Below are 25,827 nucleotides of genomic sequence, written 5' to 3' on the forward strand. Positions count from 1 at the left end.
GTGCGCGACCAGGCCTTCCACGCGTTCTTCGAGCGGCACCACAAGGAGCTGTCCGGCCTGGCCTACCTGCTCAGCGGCGATTCCTCGGCCGCCGACGACCTGGCCGCCGACGCACTCACCGAGGTCTGGAAGCACTGGGACCGGGTCAACGCGGCCGGCGACCCGGCGGCATACGCGCGCGGCATCGTCGCCAACCTCACCCGCAACTGGATCCGCCGGCAGGGCCGCGCCCGCCGCGGCCTGCAGCTGCTCGGCTGGGGCAACGACCGCGAGCGAACCCCCGACGTGCCGGCGGTGCTCGACGTCCGCACCGCGCTGAAGCGCCTGCCCTACCGGCGGCGCACCTGCGTGGTGCTGCGCTACGCGTTCGACCTGCCCGAGCAGGAGGTCGCCGAGATCCTCGGCATCTCGGTCGGTGCCGTGAAGAGCCAGACCTCCCGCGGCGCGAAACAGTTGGCCGATCTGCTGCAGGACACCCGCCTGCCGGACACCCTCGACGGATGGGAGGTGGCCCGGTGAATTCTCAGCACGGTGACACCCAGCATGAGGATTTCCTCCGCGACGAGATGCGCCAGGCTCTCGACAGCCGCCACCCCGACCGCACGGCGATGCTCAACCGCATCGCCGCCAACCGGGCGGAGGCCACCCGGCCACGCGCCCGGGTGGCCCGGCTGGCCGGCTCGGCCCTGGCGGTGGCGACGGTGCTGGGCATCGGCGGCGTGGGCAAGTGGGCGCTGGCCGACTCGCACGACCCGACACCGGCCGCTCCCCCGGCGGCGACCGCGACCCCCACGCCGGTCCCGAGCGTGGTGGCCACCGCGACCGCCCAGCCGAGCCGCGAGGTGACCAGCCGCCCCCGCTCGGCCGAACCCACCGACTCGACCGGCCCGGCCTCGGCCCCCGCCCCGTCGGCCAGCCTGGTGCGCGGGCATCCCGGCGACACCCAGGTCGAGAAGGGCACCCTCTGGTCGGACGGCTCGATCGAGGACTCCGGCGACAGCGTGGTGACCCTGCGGGCCGGCGCCGACCTGACCGAGCTCGACCTGACCGTGCGGGTGACCCAGACCCCCGGCCTGTCCTCGCTGGGCTTCGAGTCCTCGGCCGACACGGTGACCGCCACGGTGACCAAGCAGGCCGACGCCCTGCTCTACCGCTTCACACTGAGGGCCGGCGCCACGCTGACCGCCGGCGAGTACAAGCTCACCGCGAAGTGGTCCGGCGGCGACCGCAACGCCGCCGACGACACCTACGAGGCGTACGCGACGTCGGTGGAACGCAAGCGCATCCACATCTACGGCAACTTCGCCGCCAAGGACTAGATCGTCTGCTCCACCCGGATCACGACGGCGGTGGCGTTGTCGGCGCCGCCCGCTTCCAGGGTGTCGGCCAGCATGCGGTGGACGGCCGCGGCCGGGTCGGGTTCGGTGCCGAGCAGCTGGCTCAGGCGCTCGTAGCTGAGCTGGTCGGCGACGCCGTCCGTGCACAGCAGATAGACGTCGCCGGCCAGCAGGCTGACATTCAGGATGTCGGGTTCCGGGACCGACGGGTGCCCGAGGTAGCGAGTCAGGCGGTACCGCGCGACCTTGGCCTCATCGGAGTCGGCGGTGAACCAGCCATGGAGAAGACCGAGCCAGGCGATGGTGTGGTCGACGGTCAGGAGTTCTAGAAGGCTCTCGCGGAGCCGGTAGGCGCGGGAGTCGCCGATCTGCACGATCCACGCCGACTCCTCGGCCGCGAGCGCGACGAACGCGGTCAGGGTGCAGCCGGTCAGCTCGTCCAGGGTGCTTGCTGCTCGGCGTACCTCGGCCTGGGCGGAAGCGACCGCCTGCCGCAGCGCGGCAGGTGCGGGAGCCAACTCGGCGCCGGCGAAGACGTCGACCGACGTCCGCCCGGCGGCGGCACTTCCGGGGCCGGCGCCCATGCCGTCGGCCAGGACCGCCAGCGGACGGCCAGGATCCAGGTGTACGACGTCGTAGTTGTCGTCGTAGTGATTGCCGACGACGCTGCCGGCCGCCGCGGTGAGCCGATGCCCGGCGGCCGTCCAGGCCACCTTCTGAATGTCCACCCGCTCTTCTTAGCTCACTTCGGTGTGCAGGAAGGCCCGGGCCGCCGCAACCAGCCCGTCGGCGTCGTCGGCGTGGAACCGGATCTGGGTGACCGGCTCGCCGCGGGTCTTCTTCACCGGCACCACCAGCGGCCGGGCCAGCACCACGTCGACCGTGGTGCCGCTGGCCATGCCGAGCGACAGCACGCCGTCCTCGACCTGGGTCTGCCCACCCGGCGGCAGCGACCGGGGCCGGACCCGCACCGATTCGACGTCGGTCCAGGCCACCGGCAGGTCGAGGGTGATGCTGTTGCGGATGCGCAGGCCGGCCGGCCCGACCAGGTGCGGGTAGACGCGCATGGTGGCGGCGAGGCCGACCATCCAGAACAGCCCGTAGCAGCCGACGAACAGCGAGATGGCCCGGACGGTCGCCCACGGCAGCATGAGGTGCAGGATCGGGATCTCGATGGCCGACACGATCAGCAGCACGGCCAGGATCATGGTGACCGCGCCGGAGTACTGGAACGGGACGGTGCCGGGCGGCAGCGTCACCGGGCGGCGGAACACCCAGCGGAACAGGGCGATCCACAGGCGGACCTCGTACATGATGACGAACTTGACGATGCGCATCAGAACGGGCTCCTCAGGCCGAGTGCGTGCAGGGTGCCCAGCACGTCGTCGAGCCCGGCGACCAGGCCCGCGAACCTCTCGGGCGGCATCGCGGCGAACAGCTGCCGGCTGAACTCGCGCTGCTGGGCGATCAGCGAGTCGACCGCGGCGGTGCCCTTCGCGGTGAACGTGACGAGCACGGCGCGGCGGTCGGCCGGGTCGGGTTCACGGGTGACGAAGCCCGTGGCGACCAGCCCGTCGACCAGGCCAGTCACCGTCCGGGGGCTGATCTGCATGGCGGCCGCGATCGCCTTCTGGGAGCAGGGCCCGATGCGGCGCAGGGTCCAGAGCAGCGACGTGCGCGACGGGGTGAGCCCGTCGGTGGCCAGCCCGCGGTGCATGTCGTCGTTGAGCATCACGGTCAGCAGGAGCAGCCGATCGAGCGCCGCGTTATATGAGTCATCATCATAATGAGCCATGCTCACTATGCTAGCAGCACTACCTCTGTAGTGAATCTAACTACGATGGTAGTTTGACGGCATGACGAGCCGCCGGGACACCCTGCTCGACGCCGGCGTCCAGATCATCGGCGAGCGCGGCCTGCACGCGCTCACCCACCGCGCGATCGACGCCGCCGCCGGCCTGCCGGCCGGCTCCGCGTCCAACCTGTTCCGCACCCGCGACGCCCTACTCGACGCGATCGTCGAGCGTTTCGCCGAGCGGGAGCGGGCCGACGCCGAGGAGATGTTCGGCAGCGGGCCGCCGCGATCCGCCGAGGAATTGACGCAGGCACTCGTGCGGTTCGCCCGGCACGCGACCGGGCCGGGGCGGGCGCTGACCCTGACCCGCTACGCGATCCTGGTCGAGGCCGGCATCCGGCCCGAGCTGCGCCAGAAGCTCGGCTCCACCGGCGCCGGCGTCAACGCCTGGTTCCGGGCCTGGCTGCTGCTGGCCGGCTCAGCCGACCCCGACCGGGACGGCCCGGTCATCATGAACCACTGGACCGGCATCGTCCTGCACGAGCTGGCCAACCCGGCGCCGGCGTTCGACCCGTCCGGGCAGATCCGCACCTTGATCGAAAGCCTGGTGGCGCGATGAGCCGCGACGAGATCTGGCAAGCGATCGACGCTCAGCGACTGGCCTTGGCGGCCATCCTGGACGACCTGTCCGCCGACGAGTGGCAGGTGCCGTCGCTCTGCGCCGGCTGGACGGTGCGGGACGTGGCCGCCCACCTGACGCTGCAGCAACTCGGGCTCCGCGATCTCGGCGCGATGATGCTGAGCTGGCGCGGCAGCATGGACCGGACGATCGCGCACGCCGCCCGCCGGAAGGCACGAATGCCGACCGGGCAGCTCGTCGCCGAGCTCCGCGGCATGGCCGGCTCCCGGCGGCACACGCTCGGCGTGACCTACCTGGAGACGCTCACCGACATCCTGGTGCACGGCCAGGACATCGCCGTCCCGCTCGGTCGCGAGCTGGTCATGCCGCCCGCGGCCGCGGCCGTCGCCGCGACCCGGATGCTGACCATGCGGATCCCGCCGCCACTCCCCGCGGCCCGCCGGGCGAAGGGCGTGAGACTCGCCGCCACCGATGTCGACTGGTCGTTCGGCACGGGACCGGAGGTGAGCGGCCCGATGGAAGCGCTTCTGTTGGCGGTAACCGGGCGGGGTGTCGCGTTGCCACGGCTCGCCGGTCACGGCGTACCCAGGCTGGGTCTTTGATCTTGATTTGATGTGAAAAGAGAAACACCAGGCCCCGCTCCTCGTGGGAAGAGAGCGGGGCCCGGCGTTTATGGGGGCGGGTAACGCTTACTTAGAGCGCCGGGTAGGCGTTGGCCATCAGCTGCTGGAACTGGGCCGAGAACCAGGCACCGGAGATCGGGGCGTTCGGGAGCGCACCCGACAGGCTGTTGCCGTTGCGGGCATTGCCGGTGTAGGTCGGGTCGCACATCCGGTCGAAGCCCTTGCCCTCGTCGTTCGGGATCAGCGAGGAGGAGCCGTCCGACTCACCCGGGGGCTTGACCCAGACGTACGCGTCGATGCCGGCGGCCGGAGCGGCCTTGGGACGCTCGCCGAGGCCCGCACCGGACTGGTTGCACCAGTTACCGGCGTGGATGCGGCGGTCGATCCGCGACGCGTTGACGTAGGTGTCCACGACGGTCGAGGTGCTCGCCGCGGTCGGCCGGGCCGAACCGCCCCAGCCGTTGCGGGAGGTGTCGATCAGCATGCCGATGTTGGAGTTGAAGCCGATCGAGACCAGCTTCGTCCGGAACGCCTGGGCGAAGGTCAGCTCGTCGGTGTACTGGTTCCAGTCGACCCACTTGGACTGCCGGACGCTGGTGCCGCCGACCGTGGTGGTGGGCTGGACCCACGGCTCCTGCAGGGCCGAGTAGTTGGCCGTGTTGGTGATGAAGCCGGTGACGTTGTTGACGCTGCCGGAAGCCTGCGCGGCCTGCAGCATGATGTCCGCGGTCGGGCCGAAGTTCGAGTCCCAGCCGATCCAGCCGTGGTGCGCGGCGTCCACGTAGTTGTACGAGTTCGCGAGCGCGCCGAGCTTGTTCAGGGCGTAACCGACACCCTGCACGTACCCGCCGTTGGCCTTCATCGTGTCGCACGTCGCCGTGCCGCCGGCCTGGCCGGAGGTGTTGGTGACGAGGTTCGGCAGCGAGTCGATCTCGATCACGTTGATGATGCGGAGCGACGCGTACTTGGCGTCGGCCTCGATCGCGGCGATCGGGTCGATGTACTCGGTCTTGTAGCGGGGCAGGTCGTTGACGCCCAGCTCACCGTTGGAGGCGAGGGCGGCACAGTCGCGGCCCGGCAAGTTGTAGATGACCAGCTGGATGTAGCCGGCGTTCTGCGCGAGCGCGGCGTCCAGGTGGGCACGCAGACCCATCGCACCGTTCGAGCTGCTGTCGGTGGTGCCGGCGATCGCGGCGATCCGGTCCAGCCAGACGGCGGTCGGGTTGTTCGAGACGCGGCTGCCGCCAGTCTCGGCGTCGGCCTTGGCCTTCCACTCCGGGTTCACGTAGCCCTTGGCACCCGAGTACGGGTTGTCGACCTTGGCGCCCGGGTTACCGGTCGGGCCGGTGGTCGGCGACGTCGTCGGCGACGTGGTGGGCGTCGTCGTCGGGGTGGTGGTCGGCGTGGTCGTCGGCGTCGTGGTCGGGACGCTTCCGGTGCAGGCCGTACCGTTCAGCTTGAACGACGACGGCGCGGTGTTCGTGCCGGAGTAGTTCGCGTTGAAACCGAAGTTGGCGGTGGCGTTGGTGCCGAGCGACGTCGACCAGGACGGGTTGGTCGCCGTAACGTTCGCACCGGACTGGGTGATGGTGGCACTCCAGCCCTGCGTGACCTGTTGGTTGCCCGGGAAGGCCCAGGTAACGTTCCAGCCGTTCGAGATCGGGTCGCCCAGGTTGGTGACGGTCACGTTCGCGGTGAAACCAGTGGACCACTGGTTCACCGAGTAGTCGACACGGCAACCTGCGGCCGCACTTGCGCTGGTAGCGGCAAAGATGCCGACACCAGCGACCAGTGAGGCCGCGGCGGCCGCGGTCAGTCCGCGGATGAGGACAGGTCTCATGTGGTGGCTCCTCGAGACATGCGATGGCGCGCCCTGGCGCCAGGGGGATCAGCCGTTCGCGTATCGAGGGGCATCGCTCCCGGCTGTTCGCACAGCATTACATGGGAGCGCTCCCACCGCAATCACTCAGATACTCCTCGGAAACATTTGTTTGCCCTCCCAGGTGGGAGCCGGGTCACCAGAGTTGTAGACCTCTGGCCCGGGTGTCGTATAACGGGCGCATGCGGATTTTCGAACTGCTCGAGGCGCTGGAAGAGATAGCCACCGCCAAGGTGAAAGTCCGTCGCGGCGCCGTCAACATCCACCAGCCGGCCCTGGGCGACACCGCTGTCCTGGAACCGGACGACGTGACCGAGGCGGCCGCGGTCTTCGTGCCGACCGGTGCCCCCGCGATCCAGCTGGACATCCAGCGCCACCGCGAGATCATTCCGCTGATCGTCACCGACGACGACTTCGTCTTCACCCCGGTCTACGCCGACGCGGTACTCGCCGAGGGCGCCGAACTGCGGGTCCCCGCGATGCCCAGCCTGATCTCATATTCCGAGATGCACCGCGACGTCCGCGCCTTCGGTAAAGCGATGGACGAGGAGCAACTCGAGCCGGACATGCTGGCCGCGACCCTGCTCGCGCACCGCTGCTTCCTGGCCGGCGCGATCCGCGTCGGCCTCTGGCCGGTCCGCGCCGCCGCCTGGTGGGAATACGCGAATGCCCGCATCGCCCCACGAATGCCGCTGCCGCCGTTCCGCCCCGACGAGGTCTGGGACGACCTGATGGCCGACGTAGCCGAGGCCAGACGCCAAACCGAACAGGCCAAAATCCTCTGACGGTACGGTCTTCCCCGCCCCCAACCGCACCGGCGGCGTCCCGCCGCGGGGCCCGGCCTGGCTGCAACGCAAGGCCGTCCCCCGCCACCGGCCCGGCGGATCAAGGCCTGGGTCGCCGGTCTACGCCGGGGTCACCGGCGGCTGGCTCGACCAGGGGAAATTGATCCACTTGTCGGTGCGCGACCAGACGTACTCGCACTGCACGATCGACTGCGGCTTCTCGTAGATGACCGCGCAGCGCGCCTCGGCCACGTGCCCCTCGCAATAATCCCGGACCAGCTTGAGGGTGGCTCCGGTGTCGGCGACGTCGTCGACGATGAGCACGGTGGCGCCGGAGAGGTCCACGGTCTGTGGCACCGGCGGAAGCATTACCGGCAGATCCAGCCGCTCGTCGACACCGGTATAGAACTCCACGTTCACGAGATGCAGATTCTTGACGTCGAGGGCATAGCTGACCGCCCCCGCCGGAAGCAGCCCGCCCCGGGCGATGGCCAGGATCAGGTCGGGCCGATAGCCGTCATCGGCGACCTGCTGCGCCAGATCCCGCCCGGCACGCCCGAAGTCGTCCCAGGTCAGCGTCTCCCGCTCGGTCATGCCCGCTCCCCCACTCGCTGATTTCGCCGCTCACGCACTTCGCCGTTCACCGGCTGGCCGATCGCCGTGCTGCCCGGTGCGAGCGCCACGACTCGTAATGATCCAGCACGGTCTCCGCGGCCGGCCGGTAGGTCAGGCCCAGCTCGTCGACGCTGCGGTGGTTGTCGACCGGGAACCGGATGCCGAGGTGCTTACGGATGTAGTCCGGGGTCAGCCCGAACCGCGGCCCGAGCACCCGCACGGCCCAGTCCGGCACCTGGTGGCGCGGCAGCCGGAGGTGGCGTGGGTAGCGGTCCCGGATGATGGTGCCCATCTCCTGGAACGACACCATCTCCGGCCGGGCCAGGATGTAGCGCCCGCTCGCCGAGGGCAGCGCGGCCGCCCGCACGTGGGCGAGCGCCACGTCCCGCACGTCGACGAGGGTGAAGCTGAAGTTGGCCGCGCCGTAGAAGAAGTAGCCGCTCATCAGCTCGTTCATCAGGAAGAGGCTGCCCGAGTCGGACGCCGGCGTGAACGACGGCCCGAGAATCAGCCCCGGGTTGAGCACCACCATGTCGAACCGGTCCTGCGCACCCACCAGCCGCCAGGCTTCCTGCTCCGCCTGCACCTTGGCAAAGTGATAGGGGTTGTTGGCCAGAGTGCTAGAAGTGTTGAAGTAGCGTTCTGAAAGAGTCCGGCCAGCCATCTGCTCCACGTCGACGTAGTCGCCGAAGATCGCCCCGACCGTAGACGTGAGCACCAGCCGCTCGACGCTAGAACTCTTCGCCAAGGCTTCTAGAACGTTCCGAGTGCCCTGCAGCGCCGGCTCGAGCACCTGGTTGCGCCCGTCGGAGATCTTCTCCGGCATCAGGAACGGCGACGCCACGTGAAAGACCACCCGGCACCCGGCCACCGCGTCGTCGAACGACCCCGGTTGCAGCAGATCGGCCCGAAACAATTCGAGCCGCCCCGGAAACTCATCACCCAGTCGCCGCAGCGGCGCTGTCTTGACCGGATCGCCGGGATCCCGCACGGTGGCCCGCACCGCATACCCGTCACCGAGAAGCTGCCGCACCAGATGGCTCCCGACAAACCCACTGCCACCGGTAACCAGAACAGTGTCCGCCATGAATAGATCCTTCCGCCCCACCGCCCCAATCTCAAGATCGCCCAACGCCGGGATCCACATCCGCGTCGATCAGGAAGATCGTTGCGGTCGCCGAGACCAGGGCGGCCACCACGATCACCACTCCCGGCGCCGGCCAGCACCGACCCAGCCACCACGAAGGCGACACCACCCAGCCGGGCGGCCGGAGCTGCCAGCGCGACGAGGCTGATTCCGGCCGCGCCGACCAGGGACGCGGCGACCAGCACCCGGCCGGTGCCGAAGCGGCGGGCCAAGCCGGGGCCGACCAACGCGCCGGCCAGGAACCCGCCGCCGGTGGCGGCCACCGCGAGGCCGAAGACCGCGGCACCGAGATCGAGAGTGCGCACCACGAACAACAGCAGCGCGGCCAGCAGCAGCCTGCGCCGGGACACCCGGTCGGCGAGCAGGCCGACCGGGATCGCCAGGAGCAGGAACGGCAGGGTCCGGGCGGCTGCGGCCCGGGACGTACGTCAGGACAGGTCGAAGGTGGCTACCACGGGGGCGTGGTCGGACTCGGGGAACTTTCGGTCGGTGGCGAAGGACTGGGACTCGTCGTGGAGGAGCTCGTTGTGGATCTCGGAGCCTCGGTAGAAGGCGAGCAGGTTGCGGGTTACCAGCATGTGGTCGAGCATGTTGCCCTGGCCCTGGTGGAACAGGGTGTAGCGGCTCGATGACGGGATGGTCTGCTCGATCGGGACCAGCACCCGGCCGGACAGGCCGCCGTTGCCGGTGTCCTCGACCTGGCCGCGGATGGCCAGCACCGGGATCTCCTCGGGGGTGGCGTTGAAGTCGCCGCCGACGACGATGCGGGCGTCCGGATCGTGGTCGAGGATCTGGTCGACCAGGCGGCGTACCTCCAGAGCCTGGCCCATCCGTTTCATCGAGGAGATGAAGGCGCCCTCGGCCCACGAGTCGGCGCTGCGCCAGGTGAAGGTATCGACCATCTGGCCGGGGATGTCGGTGGGCAGTTTCGACTTGAGGTGCACGTTGATCACGTGCAGCGGGCGGCCGCTGACGTTGAGTTCGACGTGCAGGATGGGTCGTTCGACGCCGATCTCGATGGCGAACTGGTCGGGCGGGACGGCGGTGAGCCGGCGGTAGGTGGGCGCGGCGACCAGCTCGTTGCGCAGCTGCTGGCGCGAGAGCACCGGCAGGTGGGTGGCGACGACCAGGTTGCGCTCGTTGTAGACGCCGTCGTCCTTCGGTTTGGTGCTGACCAGCTCGGCGCCCTCGAGCGCCGTACCGGAGAGCAGAGCGCGCAGGGCGTGCAGGGCGCGCGGCTGGCCGGGCCGTTCCTGGCCGTGCACTTCCTGGAAGAGGGCGATGTCGGCGCGCAGGCGCTGGATCTGCGGCCGCATGAGGACGATCCGGTCGGCGAGATCCGGAGTCTCGTCGAAGTTCTCGAGGTTGAACGTCGAGATGCGCAGTTCCGTCATGCCGTCAAAGTAAGCCCGTGAGCAGCACAAACACCCGGATCTGTCGTAGATCGTCCAGCATGGAGCGGGGTCGATGCGTCGACCCCGCTCCATCGAAACCTAGCTGCCGGAAACGAACAGCTGCTGGATCTCCGTGGCGGACAGCGCACGGTCGTACAGGTGCACCTGGTCGACGACCCCGTCGAGGTAGTCGACCGAGTTGCCGCCGTACTTGCCGCGCCCGATCACCGTGTTGCCGGTCGGCGCCGCCTGCGGCGTGCACGCGCCGGCCGTGCCGGCCAGCGCCCCGTCGACGTAGAGCCGCAGCTCGCCCTTGACGGTGTCACGCACCCCGACCAGGTGGTACCACTTGCCGACCTCCGGCTTGAACCCGGCGAGCGCCCGCACGCCGGCGAAGCTCATCGCGAACTTCTGGTCGGCGCCGGAGTACTGCAGGAAGAAGTCGCTGTTCGACGGCCCGTCCTGGCTGATCACAGTCTGGAAGGCGCCGTCCGCCTTGTCGAGCTTCACCCAGGCCGCCGCGGAATAGTCGGAGGCGGTGTCGAGTACCGGCTTACCGGCATCCAAGAACTGAGCCCCGTCAAACGAGACGCCCTGCCCGGAATGTCCCTCGACAAACGAAGGTCCGTTAACCGGCGTCAAAGATCCATACGAGCCATCGAGCGGCCAGAACGCGATCCCGGTCAACCCCGGAGTGCCGGCCGGCGGCTGCGGCACGTTCGCCCCGGACCCGTCGGCCGACGCGATGATCTTCTTGTTGATCGCCCGCACCTGCCGCAGATCCATCTTGGCGAGCTGCCGGTCGTAGGTGAAGAACCCGTTCAACTCCCCCTCGACGTCGGTGATCTGGGTGTAGATCGCGGCGCTGATCCCGCAGTACTTGGCCGAGGTGATCACCGCCTCCTGATTGGCCACGTACTTGGCGGTCAAAACCGAAGAATCAGGCTCCATCTCGTACGCCTGACCGTCCCCGAACCACATGTGGTTGGACGTCTTGAGCCCGAACCCACCGTGCTCACCATCGATAGCGACGCGCGTCGACGAGGGCGCCGGGGTGGCCGGACCGAGGTACTGGTGGAAGTCGATCACGTCCCCCGCGCCGGAGTCACCGTGCGAGTTGCAGCAGTTGACGCCGCTGTGCGCGTTGACCAGCCGAGACGGGTCCTGCGCCTTGACCGCGGTAGCGATCCGCCCGGTGTCCTCCCGGCTCCACTCGCCCCAGCCCTCGTTGAACGGCACCCAGGCGATGATCGACGTCCAGGACTGGTGTTCGCGGACCATCTCGTGCAGCTCGGACTCGAACTGCGGCCGCCACTCGGCCGGGATCGGCCCGGTGTTGGCGGCCGGCATGTCCTGCCAGACCAGCAGCCCGAGCTTGTCGGCCCAGTAGTACCAGCGGTCCGGCTCGACCTTGATGTGCTTGCGCACCGCGTTGAAGCCCATCGCCTTGTCCTGCTCGAGGTCCCAGCGCAGCGCCGCGTCGGTGGGCGCGGTGTTCAGCCCGTCCGGCCAGAACCCCTGGTCAAGGTTGGCCTGGTTGAACAGGATCTTCCCGTTCAGGGTGATCCGGAGCTTCCCGTCGGCGCCGGCCGCGGTGCCGACCTCGCGCATCCCGAAGTACGACCCGACCGAGTCGACGGCCTTACCCCCGGAGATCAAAGAAACAGACAGGTCATAGAGGTACGGGTTGTCCGGCGACCAGAGGCGGGCACGGGGCATGGGCAGCGTCAAGACGGTGTCCGCCGCCCCGGAGACAGAGCCGCCACCCTTCACGGAAACACGCGTGCTGAGACCCGTACCCCCCGAAGTGTTGACCTTGATCTTGACGTTGGCCTCGGAGACCGAGGGCGTCACGGTCAGCGAGGTGATCGAGGCGGCCGGCGTCGGCTCCATCCAGACCGTCCGCCAGATGCCGGAACTGCCCTGGTAGAAGATGCCGCGGTCGCTGGTGCGGCGCTGCTTGCCGATCGGCTGGCCGGTGGCGTCGGTGAGGTCCTCGGCCCAGACGATCAGCTCCTGTGGCCCGGTGGTGAGCGCGTCGGTGACGTCGACGTCGAACCCGTCGTAGCCGCCCCGGTGGGTGGTGACCTGGACGCCGTTGACGAACACCTTGGCGTCGTAGTCGACCGCCCCGAAGTGCAGCTGCAGCCGGTTGGCGGTGCCGACCTTCCAGCCGGCCGGGACGGTGAAGGTCCGGCGGTACCACATGCGGTCTTCGTGGCGCTGAATGCCGGAAAGGGCAGATTCGATGGGGTACGGGACGAGGACGCGCTCGCCCAGCGCCTTACCGGCCGGCACCGCCTCGCCGACGGCGGCCTTGGCGAACTCCCAGACGCCGTTGAGGTTCTGCCAGCGGTCCCGGGTCAGCTGCGGGCGCGGGTATTCGGGCAGGGCGTTGTTCGGCCCGACCTTGTTGGTCCAGGGGGTGGCCAGCGGCGGGATGCCGGCGTGCCAGGCGGTGGCGTCGGCCTGCACCTCGGAGGTCAGGGCGGGGGTGTCGGGCTGGTCAAGAACGCCGGGAGCGCTCGACGCGGGGGCCGACAAGGTCAGGAGGAGGGCGGAGGCGGACGCGGCGGCCAGCAGCCACCGGCCCCGGACATGTTTTGTCACGCGCGTTTTCCCTTCGGAGCGGAAGAGTGCGCTCGTGTTTCACCATGAGCCAACACAGCTCAACAACAGCGCTCAGGTTTCGTCAAGGTTTCACGGTGATCTATGTCCAAGGGGGCAACGCCTCCGGCAGGCGGTAGGGAAGGCGCAACCGAACTGCGACCGGCCCTGTGCCGATGGCCACTCAACCGCCAGCGCCAAGTGCCGACTCATAGGCCATGAGCGTTAGCAGTGGTGTGCGGCCGGTGGGCGCCGTGCTCGGATCGTCGGGGGCGCCCGGCGCCGTCGACGACCCGCAGGACGCCCTCCTCGCGGGCCTCGTCGCGTTCATGACCAAGGACACCCCGTCCGTGCAGCACGTGCTCGACCTGGCCGAGCCGTTCCTGCAGAACGCGGCCGGGCTGACCGCCGCCACCGTCTTCGAGCTCGACTCCGAGACCGGCCTGCTCAACCCGACCGCCCGGGTCGGCGCGGCCGGCGGCCGGGACCTGCTCACCGCCGGCAAGGTGTTCCGGATGGCGGCCGGCGCCGCGCCGCTGGTCGACGCCGATCGGATGGCGATCCGGCTGCGCATCGGCGGGCAGACCGTCGGCGTGCTGCTGCTGACCGGAACCGAGCTGGCCGTGCTGCGCCCGGAGACCATCTCCCCGCTGGCCCTGCACTTCGCCACCACCCTGCAGGGCATCGCCGCCGAGAAGCAGCGGCAGTTCCTGTCGCACGTCTCCACCACCATCCGGCGGCTGTTCGAGCAGGGCATGGCGGCCACCAGCGTCGAGGCGGCCGGCCGCACCCTGGTCACCTGCACCACCGAGGCGTTCCGCACCGACTACGGCGTGCTGTGCCTGGTCGACGGCGACGGCAACATCCGGTACGTGCACAGCGTCGGCATGCCCGACGGCGACGCCCCCTTCCGGCACCTGATCGGCACTGCCGCCACCAACTCACCGGTGTGGCGGGAGATCAGCCAGGGCACGCCCGCCCTGGTCGCGGACAGCACCAACGCTGCCGTGCTGACCGGCGGTTTCGTGCGCACCATGGGCCTCAAGTCGTACATCGCGATCCCGATGATGTCGGCCCAGGGCTGCCTCGGCATGATCATGTGCGGGGACACCGGCAACACCCGTGACTGGACCAGCCGCGACCGCATCCTGGCCGAGCAGCTCTCGGTCGAGGGCGCGCTGATCGTGGACAGCGCCGGCATGCGCCAGGCCGCCCAGGCGCACGTGGCGCAGCTGTCCCACCAGGCTTTCCACGACTCGCTGACCGGCCTGCCGAACCGCTCGTACCTGCTGGAACGCGCCGAGCAGGCGGTCGGCGAGGCGGCCTCGACCGGCGGCCGGGTCGCGCTCATGCTGCTCGACCTCAACGGTTTCAAAGAGGTCAACGACACCGCCGGCCACCAGGCCGGCGACGAACTGCTGCAGCAGGTGGCAAAACGCCTGCTGGGCACCGTACGCGACAACGACGTGGTCTCCCGCCTGGGCGGCGACGAGTTCGCGATCCTGCTGACCCGCGACCCGGACGAGGAGATCGCCACCCGGGTGGCCAGCCGGATCGTCGACCGCCTGCGCGAGCCGTTCAGCATCGAGGGCGGAGAGGTGAGCATCGGCGGCAGCGTCGGCATAGCCCTGTACCCCGACGACGCCGACGCCTACGACGACCTGATGCGCGGCGCCGACGCCGCAATGTACGAGGCGAAACGAGACACCAAGAAGCTGGGCGGCGGCAGCCGCCGAGCCCACCGCGACGCGGACTAACCGAACATGGCGACGATTGGCAGGCCGATCAGGACGCCGCCGATTATCAGGCCGGTGCCGAAGCGGCGGGTTTCCGGGAAATAGAGGCTGCCCGCCGCTACCAGCAGGAACAGGGGCACCCAGGCCCAGTAGGTCAGGTGGGCGCCGGACAGGGCCGGGATGACCGAGGACGGCACCACCGTGCTGATGCAGGGGCCCAGGCAGCCCGCGCCGAAGCCGGCCGACAGGCCGGCTACCAGGGCGCGGTCCAGGAACGGCTGCGGGATCGGGGGCGACGCGACGGTGAGGATCGGGTCGTCGTCCGCGTGCCGGACCAGGGAGATGACGTAGCCGGCTGAGTCCTGCGCGACAAGCAGGCGGCCGTCCAGGCCTTCGGCGTCCTCGATGTGTGCGCCGGAGTCTCGCCACAGCTCGGCTACCACCTCGAACACCTCGTCGTCGGCCTCCGGCAGGCGGCCGCCGCGCAGGATGCGGATGCCCGAGGTGGTCGGCGGGGTGCGCAGGAACTGGGCCGGGACGGTCTCCAGGCGCAGGCCGGGGTAGGCGTGCAGGGTGGTCTCCAGGCGCTTGTCCACGCCCTGGGTGACCTCGGCCCGGCTGGGCCCCGCTCGCTGCACCACCTGGGCAGAATGTCTGATAAGCGGGCATATTTCAGGTTTTTCAGAAAACGATCAACTCGCTCCGTCCGCCACCCGCGACACGCGAACACGCAGCTCATCGCCCGGCTCCGGCAACCCGGGGATGCGGCCCAGGTCCTCGCGCAGACCGTCCAGCCAGACCCGCAGGTCGGCGATGGTGTACAGGTCCTGGCCCAGGTCAGTGGGCCATTCCACGGCCGCGGGCAAAGGCTCGACCACGGTGCGCCGGTGCGCCGACAGATCGGCGGCGGCCCGGTCGTAGCGGCCCGCCACGTCGGCCGCCGCGGCGGTCAGCGGGGCCACGCACGGCAGCAGCCCGCCGGCCGGGCAGGATCGCACGAGCGCCTCCGCACCGCGTACCGCATGGTGGCCGGCCAGCAACGTCGCCTGCCAGTCCACCGCGGCCGCGGGGTGTCGTTCGCTCTGGTACAGCGCGAACGACGCGTCCGCGAGCTGCCCGGCCAGCCGGGCCTGCGGCAACGCCGCGCCCGGCGTCTGGCCCTCGGCCATCACCGCGACAGTCTCCCGGATCACCCCGGCCGACGCGCCCAGGAACGTGCCGGCCGCCCGGTGCAGCTCGCCGCCCCCACCGCGCGGCCAGGCGAACAGCCCGGCCAGGATGCCGATCCCGGCGCCCAGCAGCACATCGAGCACGCGAGCCTCGGCGAGCCGCCAGTCGACCGGTGTGACCTGGGCGAACACCAGCGTGATGACGAGCGTGAACAGTGCCTGCGACCAGCCCAGCCCGAGCAGCGGCCCGGCCGCGAACCCGACAAGCATCACCACCGGCAGCACGAACGCGTAGACCGTCGGATGCACGCCCACCACCAGCAGGACCGCCGCCACCAGCGACCCGGCCACCGTCCCGACCAGGGCGGGCCGCAGCGCCGATCGGGTCTCGGCAGCCGAGGTGCGCAGCACGGTCAGGATCGTCAGCAGGACCCAGAACCCGTGCGACAGATCCAGCTCACCGGCCAGCAGCCGGGCCACCGCCAGGGCGGCGGCCAGGCGCAACGCGCCCTGAAAGGCGACGGAGCGAGGCGTGAGATTTTCCCGCAGGCGGTGCCAATAAAGGCTCGGGGTGCTTCGGTACGCGTACCAGAACGGTCCCGTCGGATCGACATGGGCCGGGCGCTCGCCGGCCGCCAGCCGGATCGCGACGACAAGGGATTTCGTCCACTCCCCCAGCGCCAGAGCCAACGCACCCAGCCGCAGCCGTTCCGGCGCGAGCCCGCTCGGGTCGGTGTTCATCCGGGCGATCCGGAAGTCGCTGAGCGCCGCCGCGACCTGATCGGTGTCCGGCAACGGCCCCTGCCCCCGTAGCCACGCCGCCGCCGAGGCCGTACAGCCGGCGGTCCGCCGTACCAAATGGGTTGCCGCCGGCAGGGTCACCGCCTCGTGTTGCTCGGTGAAGAAAAGGTCGACGGCCCGGCCGAGCAGCAGGCGGGCGGTGCCGGCCGCGGCGCTGAGCGCCCGGTCCCGCCGCCCGGCCGAGGCGGGCCGCTGAAGCGGCGGCAGCCGCGAGGGACGCAGCGCGTCGGCCCGATCGGTGGCCTCCGGAAGGAGTTCGGCCAGCCGGTCCTTGGACTGGTGCTCCCAGGAGTCGGCCACCGCGGCCAGGCAGGCGGCCAGACTGTCGATCGCGTCGGCCAGCCGCGCGGTGTACGGCGTCGGCACCGGGTCCGGCCAGAGCGTCACCTCGGCCACCGCGAACAACACGATCGCGCAGGTCACGCCGGCCAGCCGGGACCGCAGCGACCCCGGGTCGTAGGGCGGGAAGCACGGCAGGATGTAGAGCAGCTGCATGCCGGCGGCGAGCCCGGCGAGCCGCGGCCCGCCCACCCCGACATAGCTGACCACAAACCCGAACAGGAACATCCCGGCCGCGGCGGCCACGTTGCTGACGCTCAGCAGCGTCCCCAGCGAAACCAAGATCCAGGCCACCGGGAGTACGGCGAGAAGAGTGCCGGCCCGGCGCTTGGGCGTACCCGGGATCTGCGACAGCGCACCCAGCGCGACCGCCCCGAACAGCGCGTAGGGCGCCATGGCCGGCGCGTCCAGCAGGTACCGGCAGACGTAGAAGCCGAGACAGGCGACAAGCGTCACGCGCGCGGCGCGGCGTACCGCCAGAAGTTGCGGGTCCCGCCGCCGAAGCCAGCCCATCGGCTGATCCTAAAGGGGTACATCGAACGGCGGTGGGAAGTGCCGCTCCGACGCATGGTCGCCGCGGCCCGGGGCTGCAACCGTTATGTCGTGATTCGATGGAAGCTCGCGGCGGCCGGCTCGCTGACCGTTGTCCTCCTCGCGAGCGGCAGCTACCTGATCTATCTCGGCGCCGGCCCGGGCGCCGCAACCGCCGGCCCGCCCCACGTCCTGGCTTCGGCCGATATTTCGGCCGAATCGCTGCGGTTGATCCACGAGCTGACGGTGGCCGACTGCCCTGAGTCAGCGGCCGGCGCGGTGGGCGTAGGCCCAGATGGCCCGGTCGACGTCCGCGACCCCGGCATCGTCCGGCGAACCCGAGCCGAACAGCTCCGCGCGCAGTTCCTCGGACGGCCCGTCCTCGGCCAGCAGCCACAGCTCAGTCTCGTAACCCACGGGGACGCCGTCCGCGACGGCCTGCCGCAGTTTGTCCCGGTCGAGCCAGCCCAGCACGACCGGTAGCCGCTCCCCCAGGCGCGCGACCAGCCGAGCGGTGACCGTCGCGCACGCGGCCCGATCGGCAACCACCCACTGCTCGACGAAGTCTTCCCCGTCCACCCAGTCGGCCGGGTTCACCCGCTCCCACCAACTGCCGTGCGAGCTGTCCGGCCGCGTCCCCGGCGGGTACCCGTCGTGCCGCCAGATCGGTTCGAGCAGAAAGGCAAGGTTCACAAAGAACTGCGTGTCACCGAGAAACGACCGATGCGGCTGCAGCTCAACGATGACCACGTCACCGCCCGAGTTGTAGCGGCGAAAAACGAGCCCGTCCGCCTCGAACCCGAACTGCCGGAGGTGCGCACCCAGCAGCCGCGCACACGTCTTCAGGACCGCTCCCGCCACGGCCGGATGTCTACCACACCTCTTGTAGGCTGCGCCGAATGATCGATCTGCCGCATGAGCCGTCGGGGCTGGAGAAAGCGACCTGGACCGCGGCCGACTTCGCGGTTATGGGCTGGCATGACTGCCGGGTTCGGGCAATCAGCGTCGGTGAATACGAGGACGGCACGCTACCGCCGGCCCGGGTGCTTCTCGACCTGGACTACATCGTGCGGTGGGTGCATCCGGCGGCCGACCAGGAACCCTTCACGTTCTGGGTCTTTCCGGCGACGCTGGTCTTCGACGGTGCCTCGGACATCACCGGTGAGCTGGGGCCGTTGCACGAGGTCTTGGAGATCGCCGACATCCATCGCGGAGAGCAGACGGACGGTGAGCCCTCGTGGCACGTCGAGGGCCAGAACTTCGACCTCCGGCTCCGTGCCGCCGGCTACACGCAGTACCTCCGGCGGGCGCCGCTGCACGTGCCCCGGATGATGCTCACCTCCGCCGAGCGCGGTGGGATCAGCTTCGACGAGCGCGCTTTCGCCTGAACGGTTGGCGTCAGGCGATTTCTCGGTCGCCGAGGCGGACGGCTACTACGCCGGCGATTACCAGGATGCCGCCGGCCAGCTGGGCCAGGCCGGGGAGCTGGTCTACCAGCAGCCAGGCGAACAGGACCGCGGCGACCACCTCGAGCAGGGCCACGAAGGACGCCACCCGGGAACCCAGCAGGCGGATCGCGGCCACGCCGGTCGCGTAGGAGATGGCGGCGGTCACCACGCCCAGCAGGAGCAGCGGGGCCCACCAGGGCAGGCTGCCGAACGCGTACTCCGTCGGGGCGCTCGTCGCGTGCATCGGCAGCAGGCCGGTCGCGGCCAGCAGGCCCAGGGTTACCGCGCCGACGACCAGGCCGGCGCCGGCCAGGGCCAGCGGCGGGAGGCCGCTTCCGGTGTCGGCGGAGATCAGGAAGTACGCGGTGGCGCCGATCATCGCGGCGAACGCCCAGGCCACGCCGGACCAGGCCAGGTCGGCGCCGGAGACCAGGTCGAGCACCAGGACCAGGCCGGCGGCGGCCAGGACCGCGCCGATCACCGTCAGGCGGCTCGGGCGCTGGCCCTTGGTGATCCACAGCCAGGCGACCACGGCAGCGGGAGCGGTGTATTCGATCAGCAGGGCCGGCGCCACGTCCATCGTGGCCACGGCGGAGAAGTAGCAGAACTGTGCGCCGGCGACAGCCAGAACTCCGTACAGCAGGATCTGGACGGCCTGACTGCGAAGCAGGTGCCACTTGCCGCGCAGGGCGACCACGGTGAAGGGGGCCAGCGCGAGCGCGGCGATGGCGATCCGGGCTAGCACGATCGCGCCGGGGCTCCAGCCGTTGGCCAGCAGGCCGGTGGCGAGCGGGCCGGAGAGGCCGAAGGTGGTCGCGGAGAAAGCGGCCAGCAGAATGCCGCCGCTGACGCCGACCGGGATCGTGCGGGTGTCATTGGCTATCTGCGTCATGACACATGACGCTAGGAAGTTGTGCGTAAGATGTCAAGGTGCTCTTAGCCCATGACACAGAGGCGGCGCTGCAGGCGGTGGTCGAGCTCGTCAACAGCGGCGAGGACCCGGACACGCTGCTCACGATCGACGACGTCGACGCCTGGTACGCGAAGTATCGCTACAGCGGCCGGCGCGACGGTGACCAGGCCGAACTCGACCAGCTGCAGGCCGCTCGCCCGCTGCTGCGCTCACTGCTGAACGCCGACCGGGACACGGCCGCCGCGATGGTCAACCGGATGCTGGCCGAGGCGGGCGCCATCCCGCAGCTGGTCCGGCACGACGACCTCGACTGGCACGTGCACGCGGTGGCCGCCGACCAGCCGCTGGTGACCCGGGTGGTCGTGGAGACCGCGATGGCGGTCGCCGACCTGGTCCGCGGCGACGAGATGTCCCGCCTCGGCCTCTGCGCGGACGACGACTGCGCGGGCATCGTTCTAGATCTCACCCGCAACCGTTCTAGACGTTTCTGCAGCACGACGTGCGCCAACCGCAACGCGGTAGCCGCCTACCGCCTCAGACAAAAGCACTCTCTCCGGTGACCGCGCGGCCGACGATCAGGGTGTTGATCTCGCGGGTGCCCTCGTAGGAATAGAGGGCCTCGGCGTCGGCCACGAAGCGGCCGATGTTGTAGTCGAGGACGATGCCGTTGCCGGCCAGCAGTTCGCGGGACCAGCCGGCCACCTCGCGCATCCGGGTCGTGCAGTACGCCTTGGCCAGTGCGGAATGCTCGTCGCGGTAGCGGCCGTCGTCCTGCAGCTGGGCCAGCCGCACGCACATGCCCAGTGACGCGGTCACGTTGCCGGCCATCCGCACCAGCAGGTCCTGCACCAGCTGGAAGGCCGCGATCGGCTTGCCGAACTGCTGGCGCTCCTTGGCGTAGTCCAGGGCGATCTCGTAGGCCGCCAGCATCACGCCGACCGCCTCCCAGGCCACCCCGCTGCGGGTCGCCCGCAGCACCTTGGCGGTGTCCTTGAACGAGTTCGCCTGCTGGAGCCGATCGGCCTCGGGCACCCGGACGCCGTCCAACACGATGTCGGCGTTCTGCACCGTACGCAGCGCGATCTTGTTCTCGATCTTCGTGGCCGTGAACCCGGGTGCGTCGCCGGGCACGACGAAGCCCTTCACCTGGTCGTCTGCAACGTCGCGGGCCCACACCACGATCAGGTCGGCGAAGGTGGCGTTGCCGATCCAGCGTTTCTGGCCGTTCAGGATCCACCCGGAACCGTCGCGGCGGGCGGTCGTGCGCAGGCCGGCGGCCACGTCGGAGCCGCCGGTCGGCTCGGTCAGCGCGAACGCGCCCACCTGATCGAAAGCGGCCATCGAGGGCAGCCAGCGTTCCTGCTGGTCCGGCGAGCCGCAGGCCTTGATGCTGCCCATCGCCAGGCCGGCGTGCACGCCGTAGAAGGTGGCCATCGAGGCGTCCACCCGGGCCATCTCCAGGGCCAGCCAGCCGTTCAGCAACGACGACCCCGGGCGGCCGGCGATCTCCAGATCGGCGTACCGCTTGATCAGCTGCGAGGGGAAGGCCGCGCGCGACCACTGATCGTTCGCGATCGGGGCCACCTCGGCGGCTAGAAAGGTGCGGACGCGTTCCACAACTGCGGCCTCGTCCTCCGAAAGGAGGTCCTCGAAGCTGTACAGATCTCCAGCGAGCATATTCCGTACCTACCCCGTCAGCGTCTCTCCTAGACTTGCCCACCATGCTCACCATGCAGGACGCACTGGCCCGGTTGACCGCGTATTGGACGGAACAGGGTTGCCTGACCGTCCAGCCGATGAACACCGAGGTCGGGGCGGGAACACTCAACCCCGCGACGTTCCTGCGGGTGCTCGGGCCGGAGCCGTGGCGGGTCGTCTACGTCGAACCGTCGGTGCGCCCGGACGACTCGCGCTACGGCGAGAACCCCAACCGGCTGCAGACCCACACCCAGCTCCAGGTGATCCTCAAGCCCGACCCGGGCAACCCGCAGGAGCTCTACCTGGGCAGTCTCGCCGCGATCGGGATCGACGTGGCCGCGCACGACGTCCGGTTCGTCGAGGACAACTGGGCCTCGCCCGCGCTCGGCGCCTGGGGCCTGGGCTGGGAGGTCTGGCTGGACGGCCTGGAGATCACCCAGTTCACCTACTTCCAGCAGGCCGGCGGGGTCAATCTCGACCCGGTCAGCGTCGAGATCACCTACGGCATCGAGCGCATCATCATGGCGCTGCAGGACAAGAGCCACTTCAAGGACATCGAGTACGGCCGGGGAGTCTCCTACGGCGAGGTGTTCGGCCAGGGCGAGTACGAGATGTCCCGCTACTACCTCGACGACGCCGACGTGGCCGCCAACCGGCAGCTGCTCGAGCTGTACGCGGGCGAGGCCCAGCGGATGATCGATGCCGGACTGCCGGTGCCCGCGCACACCTACGTGCTGAAGTGCTCACAGGCGTTCAACGTGCTCGACTCGCGCGGCGCCGTCTCCACCGCCGACCGGGCCGCCGAGTTCGGCCGGATGCGCCGGCTCGCCGGGGAGGTCGCCAAGCTGTGGGCGGCCCGCCGCGAGGAGCTGGGCCATCCGCTGGGCCTGGCCGCCGTGCCGGCACTCGCGGCGCCGGTCGCGCTGCCCGCCGAGAAGGACGAGACCCGGCTGCTGGTGTTCGAGATCGGCACCGAGGAGTTGCCGCCGGCCGAGTGCCGGGCCGCCCTCGGCTACCTCGAGCGGGAGATCAAGAACGGTCTCGGCGGAACCCGCCTCGCCCACGGCGACGTGCGGGTCTTCGCCACGCCGCGGCGGTTGGTCGCGGTGGTCGCCGACGTCGCGGCCCGGGAGACCGATCATGTACGCACGGTGCGCGGTCCCAAGCTCGCGCAGGCGTACACCGCCGACGGCAGCCCTACGCCCGCCCTCCAGGGGTTCCTGCGCGGCCAGGGGGCGACCGTCGAGCAGGCCGCCGAAGGGGACTTCAACGGCGTACGCCATGTGGTTGTCAACAAGCCGGAAGCCGGCGGCGCGGCAGCCGCCGTCCTCGCGCCGGTGCTCGCGAAGGTTGTCACCGGCCTGCGGGGCGCGAAGAACATGCGGTGGAGCGACCCGCAGCTCTCCTACAGCCGCCCGGTCCGCTGGCTGCTCGCGCTGTGGGGCGACGACGTCGTGCCGGTCGCGGCCGGCACTCTCGCGGCCGGCCGGGAGACCCGGGTGTTGCGCACCGCGGCCACCCCGGTGCTGACCATCGAGTCGGCCGAGACCTTCATGGAGACGCTGGCCTTCAACGGCATCGTCGCCGACCCGGAGGACCGCACCGAGCTGATCGTGACCGGCGCGCAGGACGAGGTGTACCCGGACGGCAAGATCGACGTGCGCGGCGAGCAGGCGCTGATCGACCAGATCACCTACCTGGTGGAGGCGCCGACGCCGCTGCTCGGCACGTTCGACGAGTCGTACCTGTCGCTGCCGGACGCGGTGCTGACCACGGTGATGCGCAAGCATCAGCGCTACCTTCCGGTGCGCGACGCCGAGGGCGCGCTGCTGCCGATGTTCGTGACCGTCGCCAACGGGCCGGTCGACGTCGAGCTGGTCCGGCAGGGCAACGAAGCGGTGCTGCGGGCCCGCTACGAGGACGCGGCGTTCTTCTACCGGGCCGACCGGGAGGTTCTGCCGGCCGACATGCGCGCCCGGCTGGACCGGCTGACCTTCACCGACAAGCTCGGCTCGATGGCCGACCGCGCGAGCCGGATCGCCGCGATCGCGCTGGCCCTGGCGGCCGACCTCGGGCTGTCGTCGGCCACCCTGGACCGGGCCGCGGCCCTGGTGAAGTTCGATCTCGGGTCGCAGCTGGTCACCGAGATGACCAGCCTGGCCGGCGTGATGGCCCGGGACTACGCGCTGCACGCGGGCGAGGCGCGCACCGTCGCGCAGGCGGTCTACGAGGCCGAACTGCCCCGCAACACCGGCGACGACCTGCCGGCCTCACTGCCCGGCGCGCTGCTGTCGCTGGCCGACCGGCTCGACCTGGTGGCCGGGCTGGCCGCGACGGTCGGGCTGCCGACCGGCAGCAGCGACCCCTTTGCCGTACGGCGGGCCGTGCTCGGCCTGCTCGCGGTGCACCGGGCGCACCCGGCCCTGGCCGGCCTGTCGCTGACCTCGGGGCTGCGGGCGGCCGCCGCGCTGCAGCCGGTCGAGGTGTCCGCCGCCGTGCTGGCCGCGGCGGCCGACTTCCTGGCCAAGCGGTTCGAGCAGGCCCTGGTCGAGGAGGGCTACCCGGTCGACCGGGTGCGGGCCGTGCTGCCGCACGCCGACCGCCCGTCGGTGGCGGTCAACCTGCTCACCCAGCTCGCTTCGGTGTCCGCGAACCCGGACTTCGTGGCCGTGGCCGAGGCGATCCAGCGCTGCCGCCGGATCGTCCCGGCCGGGACGATCGCCGGTTACGACGCCGGGCTGCTGAAGGAGCCGGCCGAGATCGCCCTGCACGAGGCGGTGTCCGCGGTGACGCCGCCGGCCTCGCCGGACCTGTTCGAGTTCACCGGCGCGGTGGCCCGGCTGGCCGCCCCGCTGGGGACGTTCTTCGACGAGGTCTTCGTGATGGCCGACGACCCGGCGCTGCGGGCGGCCCGGCTGGGCCTGCTGGCCACGGTCCGTGACCTGGGCGAAGGGCTGCTCGACTGGTCGGAGCTGCGCTAGACCCTGGGGATCGCCCGGCCGCCGCCGTAGAGGTAGCGGCCGCCCTCGAGGAACATCGCCGTCGGATGGACACCCTCGTCCGTCTCGACGGCGACGAAACGGTCACCGCCGACGGCGAGGTTGCGGACGGTCTTGGGTTTCTCGCCCGCCTCGGCGGCGAGGCCCTTCGGGATCCAGGTGATGTCCAGGCCACCGTCGGCGGCGGCCACGTCGTAGCGGGCGAGCGGCCCCTCGAAGCTGCCGACGTAGGGGGCCGGATCGAACGGCACCGGCTCGGCCGGCGGCCGCAACCGGTCCGGCAGCCGGATGCCGGCCGTGTCGGCGAGGACGGCGGCCAGCACCTCGTCGATCAGCGGCGTGGCGTCGCCGCCGTTCGCGTTGATCGCGACGACCACGTCCCGGCTCGGCACGATCCGCCAGCAGGTGCTCTGGCCGATGGTGCCGCCGTCGTGCCCGACCACCAGGACGCCGTCGTGGTCGAACAGCTCGAAACCGAGACCCCAGCGGGCCACGTAGCGCTCGCCCATCGCGGGCACCGTGACCTGCGGCTCGAGCATGGTCGCGAAGGTGCCGGCCGGCAGAACCCGGGTGCCGTCGGCGGCCACGCCGTCGGCAAGGAACATCCGGCCGAACCGCACCAGCTCGCGCGGCGCCGCGGCCGGGATCGAACCGGCCGGGGCGTTGGACCGGGGCAGACCGATCCGGGAGACCTGCCGCTCCTCGCCGACGTGACCCACCGCGGCCCGGAACCACAGGCCCTCGTCCAGATGCAGGGCCATGTGCGTGACGCCGAGCGGCTCGACCAGCCGCTCCCGGGCGACCGACTCCCAGGTGCCGCCCCGCAGCGCGGCGACCATCGCGCCCAGCACGACGAAGCCGGAGTTGGCATAGGAGTGCATCGCTCCGGGCGGATGCACCTGTGGGGCGTTCGTGTGCATCCAGGCGATCAGCTTGGCGACGGCGTCGTCGCCGCGACCGGTGTCCTCGAACAGGTCCCCCTCGAAGCCGCCGGTGTGCGACAGCAGCTGGCGGACCGTCACGGTCGCGGTCGCCGTCTCGTCCACCACGCCGAACGACGGCAGGTAGTGCCGGACCGGCACGTCCAGCTCGACCAGCCCGTCGGCCACGAGCTGCATCACCAGCGACGCCGTCCACACCTTGGTGACCGAGCCGATCTGGAACACGCTGTCCGGTGTCGCGTCGACCCCGGTGTCCCGGTTGACCACGCCGGTGGCCGCCTCGAACAACTCCCCGCCGGCCCCGACCGCGACCGCCGCACCCGGCACCCCGTGTCGTTTCGCCGCCCCGTCGAGCAATCCCTGAAGGTCCATATCGACGACCGTACCGGCCCCCGGCCAGAATGCATTCTTCTGCAGGATGCATCAAGTT

At 70.4% G+C, this 25,827-nt stretch carries 23 protein-coding genes; 9 read left to right on the forward strand and 14 right to left on the reverse strand.

From position 1 onward, the window contains the following. Entirely contained in the window at nucleotides 1–519 is a 519-nt protein-coding gene (locus Ate02nite_RS15715) for a SigE family RNA polymerase sigma factor (RefSeq protein WP_203806022.1), read from the forward strand. After that, nucleotides 516–1,319 (forward strand): hypothetical protein, encoded by an 804-nt coding sequence (locus Ate02nite_RS15720; RefSeq protein ID WP_203806024.1) that lies wholly within the window; start codon nucleotides 516–518, stop codon nucleotides 1,317–1,319. The genes Ate02nite_RS15715 and Ate02nite_RS15720 overlap by 4 nt, the downstream gene beginning before the upstream one ends. On the opposite strand, the gene Ate02nite_RS15725 is transcribed toward Ate02nite_RS15720, so the two are convergent. From Ate02nite_RS15725 to Ate02nite_RS15735, 3 genes are read right to left on the reverse strand one after another with little or no spacing between them, the layout of a single operon-like run. Beyond that, nucleotides 1,316–2,065 carry a PP2C family protein-serine/threonine phosphatase gene (locus Ate02nite_RS15725; RefSeq protein ID WP_203806026.1) on the reverse strand — a complete coding sequence of 250 codons (750 nt, stop codon included), beginning with the start codon at nucleotides 2,063–2,065 and terminating at the stop codon, nucleotides 1,316–1,318. The genes Ate02nite_RS15720 and Ate02nite_RS15725 overlap by 4 nt on opposite strands. A gap of 9 nt (nucleotides 2,066–2,074) precedes the next feature. Beyond that, complete coding sequence (locus tag Ate02nite_RS15730; RefSeq protein ID WP_203806028.1) at nucleotides 2,075–2,674, reverse strand: hypothetical protein; 600 nt, start codon at nucleotides 2,672–2,674, stop codon at nucleotides 2,075–2,077. Continuing rightward, the gene (locus tag Ate02nite_RS15735; protein WP_203806030.1) at nucleotides 2,674–3,132 is read right to left on the reverse strand and encodes a MarR family winged helix-turn-helix transcriptional regulator; all 459 of its coding nucleotides are present in this window, start codon (nucleotides 3,130–3,132) and stop codon (nucleotides 2,674–2,676) included. The genes Ate02nite_RS15730 and Ate02nite_RS15735 overlap by 1 nt, the downstream gene beginning before the upstream one ends. A gap of 61 nt (nucleotides 3,133–3,193) precedes the next feature. On the opposite strand from Ate02nite_RS15735, the gene Ate02nite_RS15740 reads away from it, so the two are divergent. Together Ate02nite_RS15740 and Ate02nite_RS15745 are read left to right on the forward strand one after the other, a co-directional pair. Continuing rightward, nucleotides 3,194–3,751: a TetR/AcrR family transcriptional regulator gene (locus tag Ate02nite_RS15740; RefSeq protein WP_203806032.1), complete on the forward strand. Its 558-nt coding sequence runs from the start codon at nucleotides 3,194–3,196 to the stop codon at nucleotides 3,749–3,751. Further along, complete coding sequence (locus Ate02nite_RS15745) at nucleotides 3,748–4,374, forward strand: maleylpyruvate isomerase family mycothiol-dependent enzyme (protein WP_203806034.1); 627 nt, start codon at nucleotides 3,748–3,750, stop codon at nucleotides 4,372–4,374. Before Ate02nite_RS15740 ends, Ate02nite_RS15745 begins: the two co-directional genes overlap by 4 nt. A 91-nt stretch (nucleotides 4,375–4,465) precedes the next feature. On the opposite strand, the gene Ate02nite_RS15750 is transcribed toward Ate02nite_RS15745, so the two are convergent. Next, nucleotides 4,466–6,235, reverse strand: coding sequence for a glycoside hydrolase family 6 protein (locus tag Ate02nite_RS15750; protein ID WP_203806036.1), 1,770 nt, complete (start codon nucleotides 6,233–6,235; stop codon nucleotides 4,466–4,468). Nucleotides 6,236–6,456: 221 nt separating this feature from the next. On the opposite strand from Ate02nite_RS15750, the gene Ate02nite_RS15755 reads away from it, so the two are divergent. Next, entirely contained in the window at nucleotides 6,457–7,059 is a 603-nt protein-coding gene (locus Ate02nite_RS15755) for a hypothetical protein (RefSeq protein WP_203806038.1), read from the forward strand. Nucleotides 7,060–7,179: 120 nt separating this feature from the next. Here the strand turns inward: Ate02nite_RS15755 and Ate02nite_RS15760 are convergent, their stop codons facing one another. The 4 genes from Ate02nite_RS15760 to Ate02nite_RS15780 form a co-directional block, all read right to left on the reverse strand. Beyond that, nucleotides 7,180–7,653, reverse strand: coding sequence for a phosphoribosyltransferase (locus Ate02nite_RS15760; RefSeq protein WP_203806040.1), 474 nt, complete (start codon nucleotides 7,651–7,653; stop codon nucleotides 7,180–7,182). Between the two features lie 46 nt (nucleotides 7,654–7,699). Beyond that, on the reverse strand, nucleotides 7,700–8,761 hold the full coding sequence (locus Ate02nite_RS15765; protein ID WP_203806042.1) for an NAD-dependent epimerase/dehydratase family protein: 1,062 nt from the start codon (nucleotides 8,759–8,761) through the stop codon (nucleotides 7,700–7,702). 488 nt (nucleotides 8,762–9,249) lie between these two features. Beyond that, complete coding sequence (locus Ate02nite_RS15775; protein ID WP_203806044.1) at nucleotides 9,250–10,215, reverse strand: endonuclease/exonuclease/phosphatase family protein; 966 nt, start codon at nucleotides 10,213–10,215, stop codon at nucleotides 9,250–9,252. A gap of 99 nt (nucleotides 10,216–10,314) precedes the next feature. Beyond that, nucleotides 10,315–12,825 (reverse strand): LamG-like jellyroll fold domain-containing protein, encoded by a 2,511-nt coding sequence (locus Ate02nite_RS15780; protein WP_203806046.1) that lies wholly within the window; start codon nucleotides 12,823–12,825, stop codon nucleotides 10,315–10,317. Nucleotides 12,826–13,040: 215 nt separating this feature from the next. Here Ate02nite_RS15780 and Ate02nite_RS15785 point away from each other — a divergent pair, with 215 nt between their 5' ends. Continuing rightward, nucleotides 13,041–14,579 (forward strand): sensor domain-containing diguanylate cyclase, encoded by a 1,539-nt coding sequence (locus tag Ate02nite_RS15785; RefSeq protein ID WP_203806048.1) that lies wholly within the window; start codon nucleotides 13,041–13,043, stop codon nucleotides 14,577–14,579. Here Ate02nite_RS15785 and Ate02nite_RS15790 read toward each other — a convergent pair. The 3 genes from Ate02nite_RS15790 to Ate02nite_RS15800 all read right to left on the reverse strand — a co-directional run bounded on the left by Ate02nite_RS15790 (nucleotide 14,576) and on the right by Ate02nite_RS15800 (nucleotide 18,259). Beyond that, on the reverse strand, nucleotides 14,576–15,199 hold the full coding sequence (locus Ate02nite_RS15790; protein WP_203806050.1) for a hypothetical protein: 624 nt from the start codon (nucleotides 15,197–15,199) through the stop codon (nucleotides 14,576–14,578). The genes Ate02nite_RS15785 and Ate02nite_RS15790 overlap by 4 nt on opposite strands. Before the next feature lie 51 nt (nucleotides 15,200–15,250). Continuing rightward, nucleotides 15,251–17,380, reverse strand: coding sequence for an FUSC family protein (locus Ate02nite_RS15795; protein ID WP_203806052.1), 2,130 nt, complete (start codon nucleotides 17,378–17,380; stop codon nucleotides 15,251–15,253). Nucleotides 17,381–17,662: 282 nt separating this feature from the next. Next, on the reverse strand, nucleotides 17,663–18,259 hold the full coding sequence (locus Ate02nite_RS15800) for a DUF4304 domain-containing protein (protein WP_203806054.1): 597 nt from the start codon (nucleotides 18,257–18,259) through the stop codon (nucleotides 17,663–17,665). 38 nt (nucleotides 18,260–18,297) lie between these two features. Between Ate02nite_RS15800 and Ate02nite_RS15805 the strand changes: the two genes are divergently transcribed. Continuing rightward, nucleotides 18,298–18,786 carry a hypothetical protein gene (locus Ate02nite_RS15805; RefSeq protein WP_203806056.1) on the forward strand — a complete coding sequence of 163 codons (489 nt, stop codon included), beginning with the start codon at nucleotides 18,298–18,300 and terminating at the stop codon, nucleotides 18,784–18,786. A 10-nt stretch (nucleotides 18,787–18,796) separates the two neighbouring features. Here the strand turns inward: Ate02nite_RS15805 and Ate02nite_RS15810 are convergent, their stop codons facing one another. Continuing rightward, nucleotides 18,797–19,738, reverse strand: coding sequence for an EamA family transporter (locus tag Ate02nite_RS15810; protein ID WP_203806058.1), 942 nt, complete (start codon nucleotides 19,736–19,738; stop codon nucleotides 18,797–18,799). 38 nt (nucleotides 19,739–19,776) lie between these two features. Between Ate02nite_RS15810 and Ate02nite_RS15815 the strand changes: the two genes are divergently transcribed. Next, a complete protein-coding gene (locus Ate02nite_RS15815; protein WP_203806060.1) occupies nucleotides 19,777–20,319 on the forward strand; it encodes a CGNR zinc finger domain-containing protein in 543 nt (180 codons plus the stop codon). Here the strand turns inward: Ate02nite_RS15815 and Ate02nite_RS15820 are convergent. Beyond that, nucleotides 20,294–21,436: an acyl-CoA dehydrogenase family protein gene (locus Ate02nite_RS15820; protein ID WP_203806062.1), complete on the reverse strand. Its 1,143-nt coding sequence runs from the start codon at nucleotides 21,434–21,436 to the stop codon at nucleotides 20,294–20,296. The two genes, Ate02nite_RS15815 and Ate02nite_RS15820, sit on opposite strands and share 26 nt — an antisense overlap. 44 nt (nucleotides 21,437–21,480) lie before the next feature. Here Ate02nite_RS15820 and Ate02nite_RS15825 point away from each other — a divergent pair, with 44 nt between their 5' ends. Continuing rightward, complete coding sequence (locus Ate02nite_RS15825) at nucleotides 21,481–24,438, forward strand: glycine--tRNA ligase (protein WP_203806064.1); 2,958 nt, start codon at nucleotides 21,481–21,483, stop codon at nucleotides 24,436–24,438. Here the strand turns inward: Ate02nite_RS15825 and Ate02nite_RS15830 are convergent. Beyond that, entirely contained in the window at nucleotides 24,435–25,769 is a 1,335-nt protein-coding gene (locus tag Ate02nite_RS15830) for a serine hydrolase domain-containing protein (protein WP_203806066.1), read from the reverse strand. The two genes, Ate02nite_RS15825 and Ate02nite_RS15830, sit on opposite strands and share 4 nt — an antisense overlap. Nucleotides 25,770–25,827: the final 58 nt, after the last annotated feature.

Source organism: Paractinoplanes tereljensis (assembly GCF_016862435.1).
GTDB lineage: Bacteria > Actinomycetota > Actinomycetes > Mycobacteriales > Micromonosporaceae > Actinoplanes > Actinoplanes tereljensis.

What these genes read in the sequence shown, in the direction of transcription:
- Ate02nite_RS15750 (WP_203806036.1), bottom strand. Translation starts at nt 6,235, where the DNA reads ATGAGACCTGTCCTCATCCGCGGACTGACCGCGGCCGCCGCGGCCTCA.
- Ate02nite_RS15785 (WP_203806048.1), top strand. Translation starts at nt 13,041, where the DNA reads ATGAGCGTTAGCAGTGGTGTGCGGCCGGTGGGCGCCGTGCTCGGATCG.
- Ate02nite_RS15765 (WP_203806042.1), bottom strand. Translation starts at nt 8,761, where the DNA reads ATGGCGGACACTGTTCTGGTTACCGGTGGCAGTGGGTTTGTCGGGAGC.
- Ate02nite_RS15820 (WP_203806062.1), bottom strand. Translation starts at nt 21,436, where the DNA reads ATGCTCGCTGGAGATCTGTACAGCTTCGAGGACCTCCTTTCGGAGGAC.
- Ate02nite_RS15730 (WP_203806028.1), bottom strand. Translation starts at nt 2,674, where the DNA reads ATGCGCATCGTCAAGTTCGTCATCATGTACGAGGTCCGCCTGTGGATC.
- Ate02nite_RS15755 (WP_203806038.1), top strand. Translation starts at nt 6,457, where the DNA reads ATGCGGATTTTCGAACTGCTCGAGGCGCTGGAAGAGATAGCCACCGCC.
- Ate02nite_RS15740 (WP_203806032.1), top strand. Translation starts at nt 3,194, where the DNA reads ATGACGAGCCGCCGGGACACCCTGCTCGACGCCGGCGTCCAGATCATC.
- Ate02nite_RS15745 (WP_203806034.1), top strand. Translation starts at nt 3,748, where the DNA reads ATGAGCCGCGACGAGATCTGGCAAGCGATCGACGCTCAGCGACTGGCC.
- Ate02nite_RS15810 (WP_203806058.1), bottom strand. Translation starts at nt 19,738, where the DNA reads ATGACGCAGATAGCCAATGACACCCGCACGATCCCGGTCGGCGTCAGC.
- Ate02nite_RS15760 (WP_203806040.1), bottom strand. Translation starts at nt 7,653, where the DNA reads ATGACCGAGCGGGAGACGCTGACCTGGGACGACTTCGGGCGTGCCGGG.
- Ate02nite_RS15775 (WP_203806044.1), bottom strand. Translation starts at nt 10,215, where the DNA reads ATGACGGAACTGCGCATCTCGACGTTCAACCTCGAGAACTTCGACGAG.
- Ate02nite_RS15735 (WP_203806030.1), bottom strand. Translation starts at nt 3,132, where the DNA reads ATGGCTCATTATGATGATGACTCATATAACGCGGCGCTCGATCGGCTG.
- Ate02nite_RS15805 (WP_203806056.1), top strand. Translation starts at nt 18,298, where the DNA reads ATGATCGATCTGCCGCATGAGCCGTCGGGGCTGGAGAAAGCGACCTGG.
- Ate02nite_RS15825 (WP_203806064.1), top strand. Translation starts at nt 21,481, where the DNA reads ATGCTCACCATGCAGGACGCACTGGCCCGGTTGACCGCGTATTGGACG.
- Ate02nite_RS15830 (WP_203806066.1), bottom strand. Translation starts at nt 25,769, where the DNA reads ATGGACCTTCAGGGATTGCTCGACGGGGCGGCGAAACGACACGGGGTG.
- Ate02nite_RS15795 (WP_203806052.1), bottom strand. Translation starts at nt 17,380, where the DNA reads ATGGGCTGGCTTCGGCGGCGGGACCCGCAACTTCTGGCGGTACGCCGC.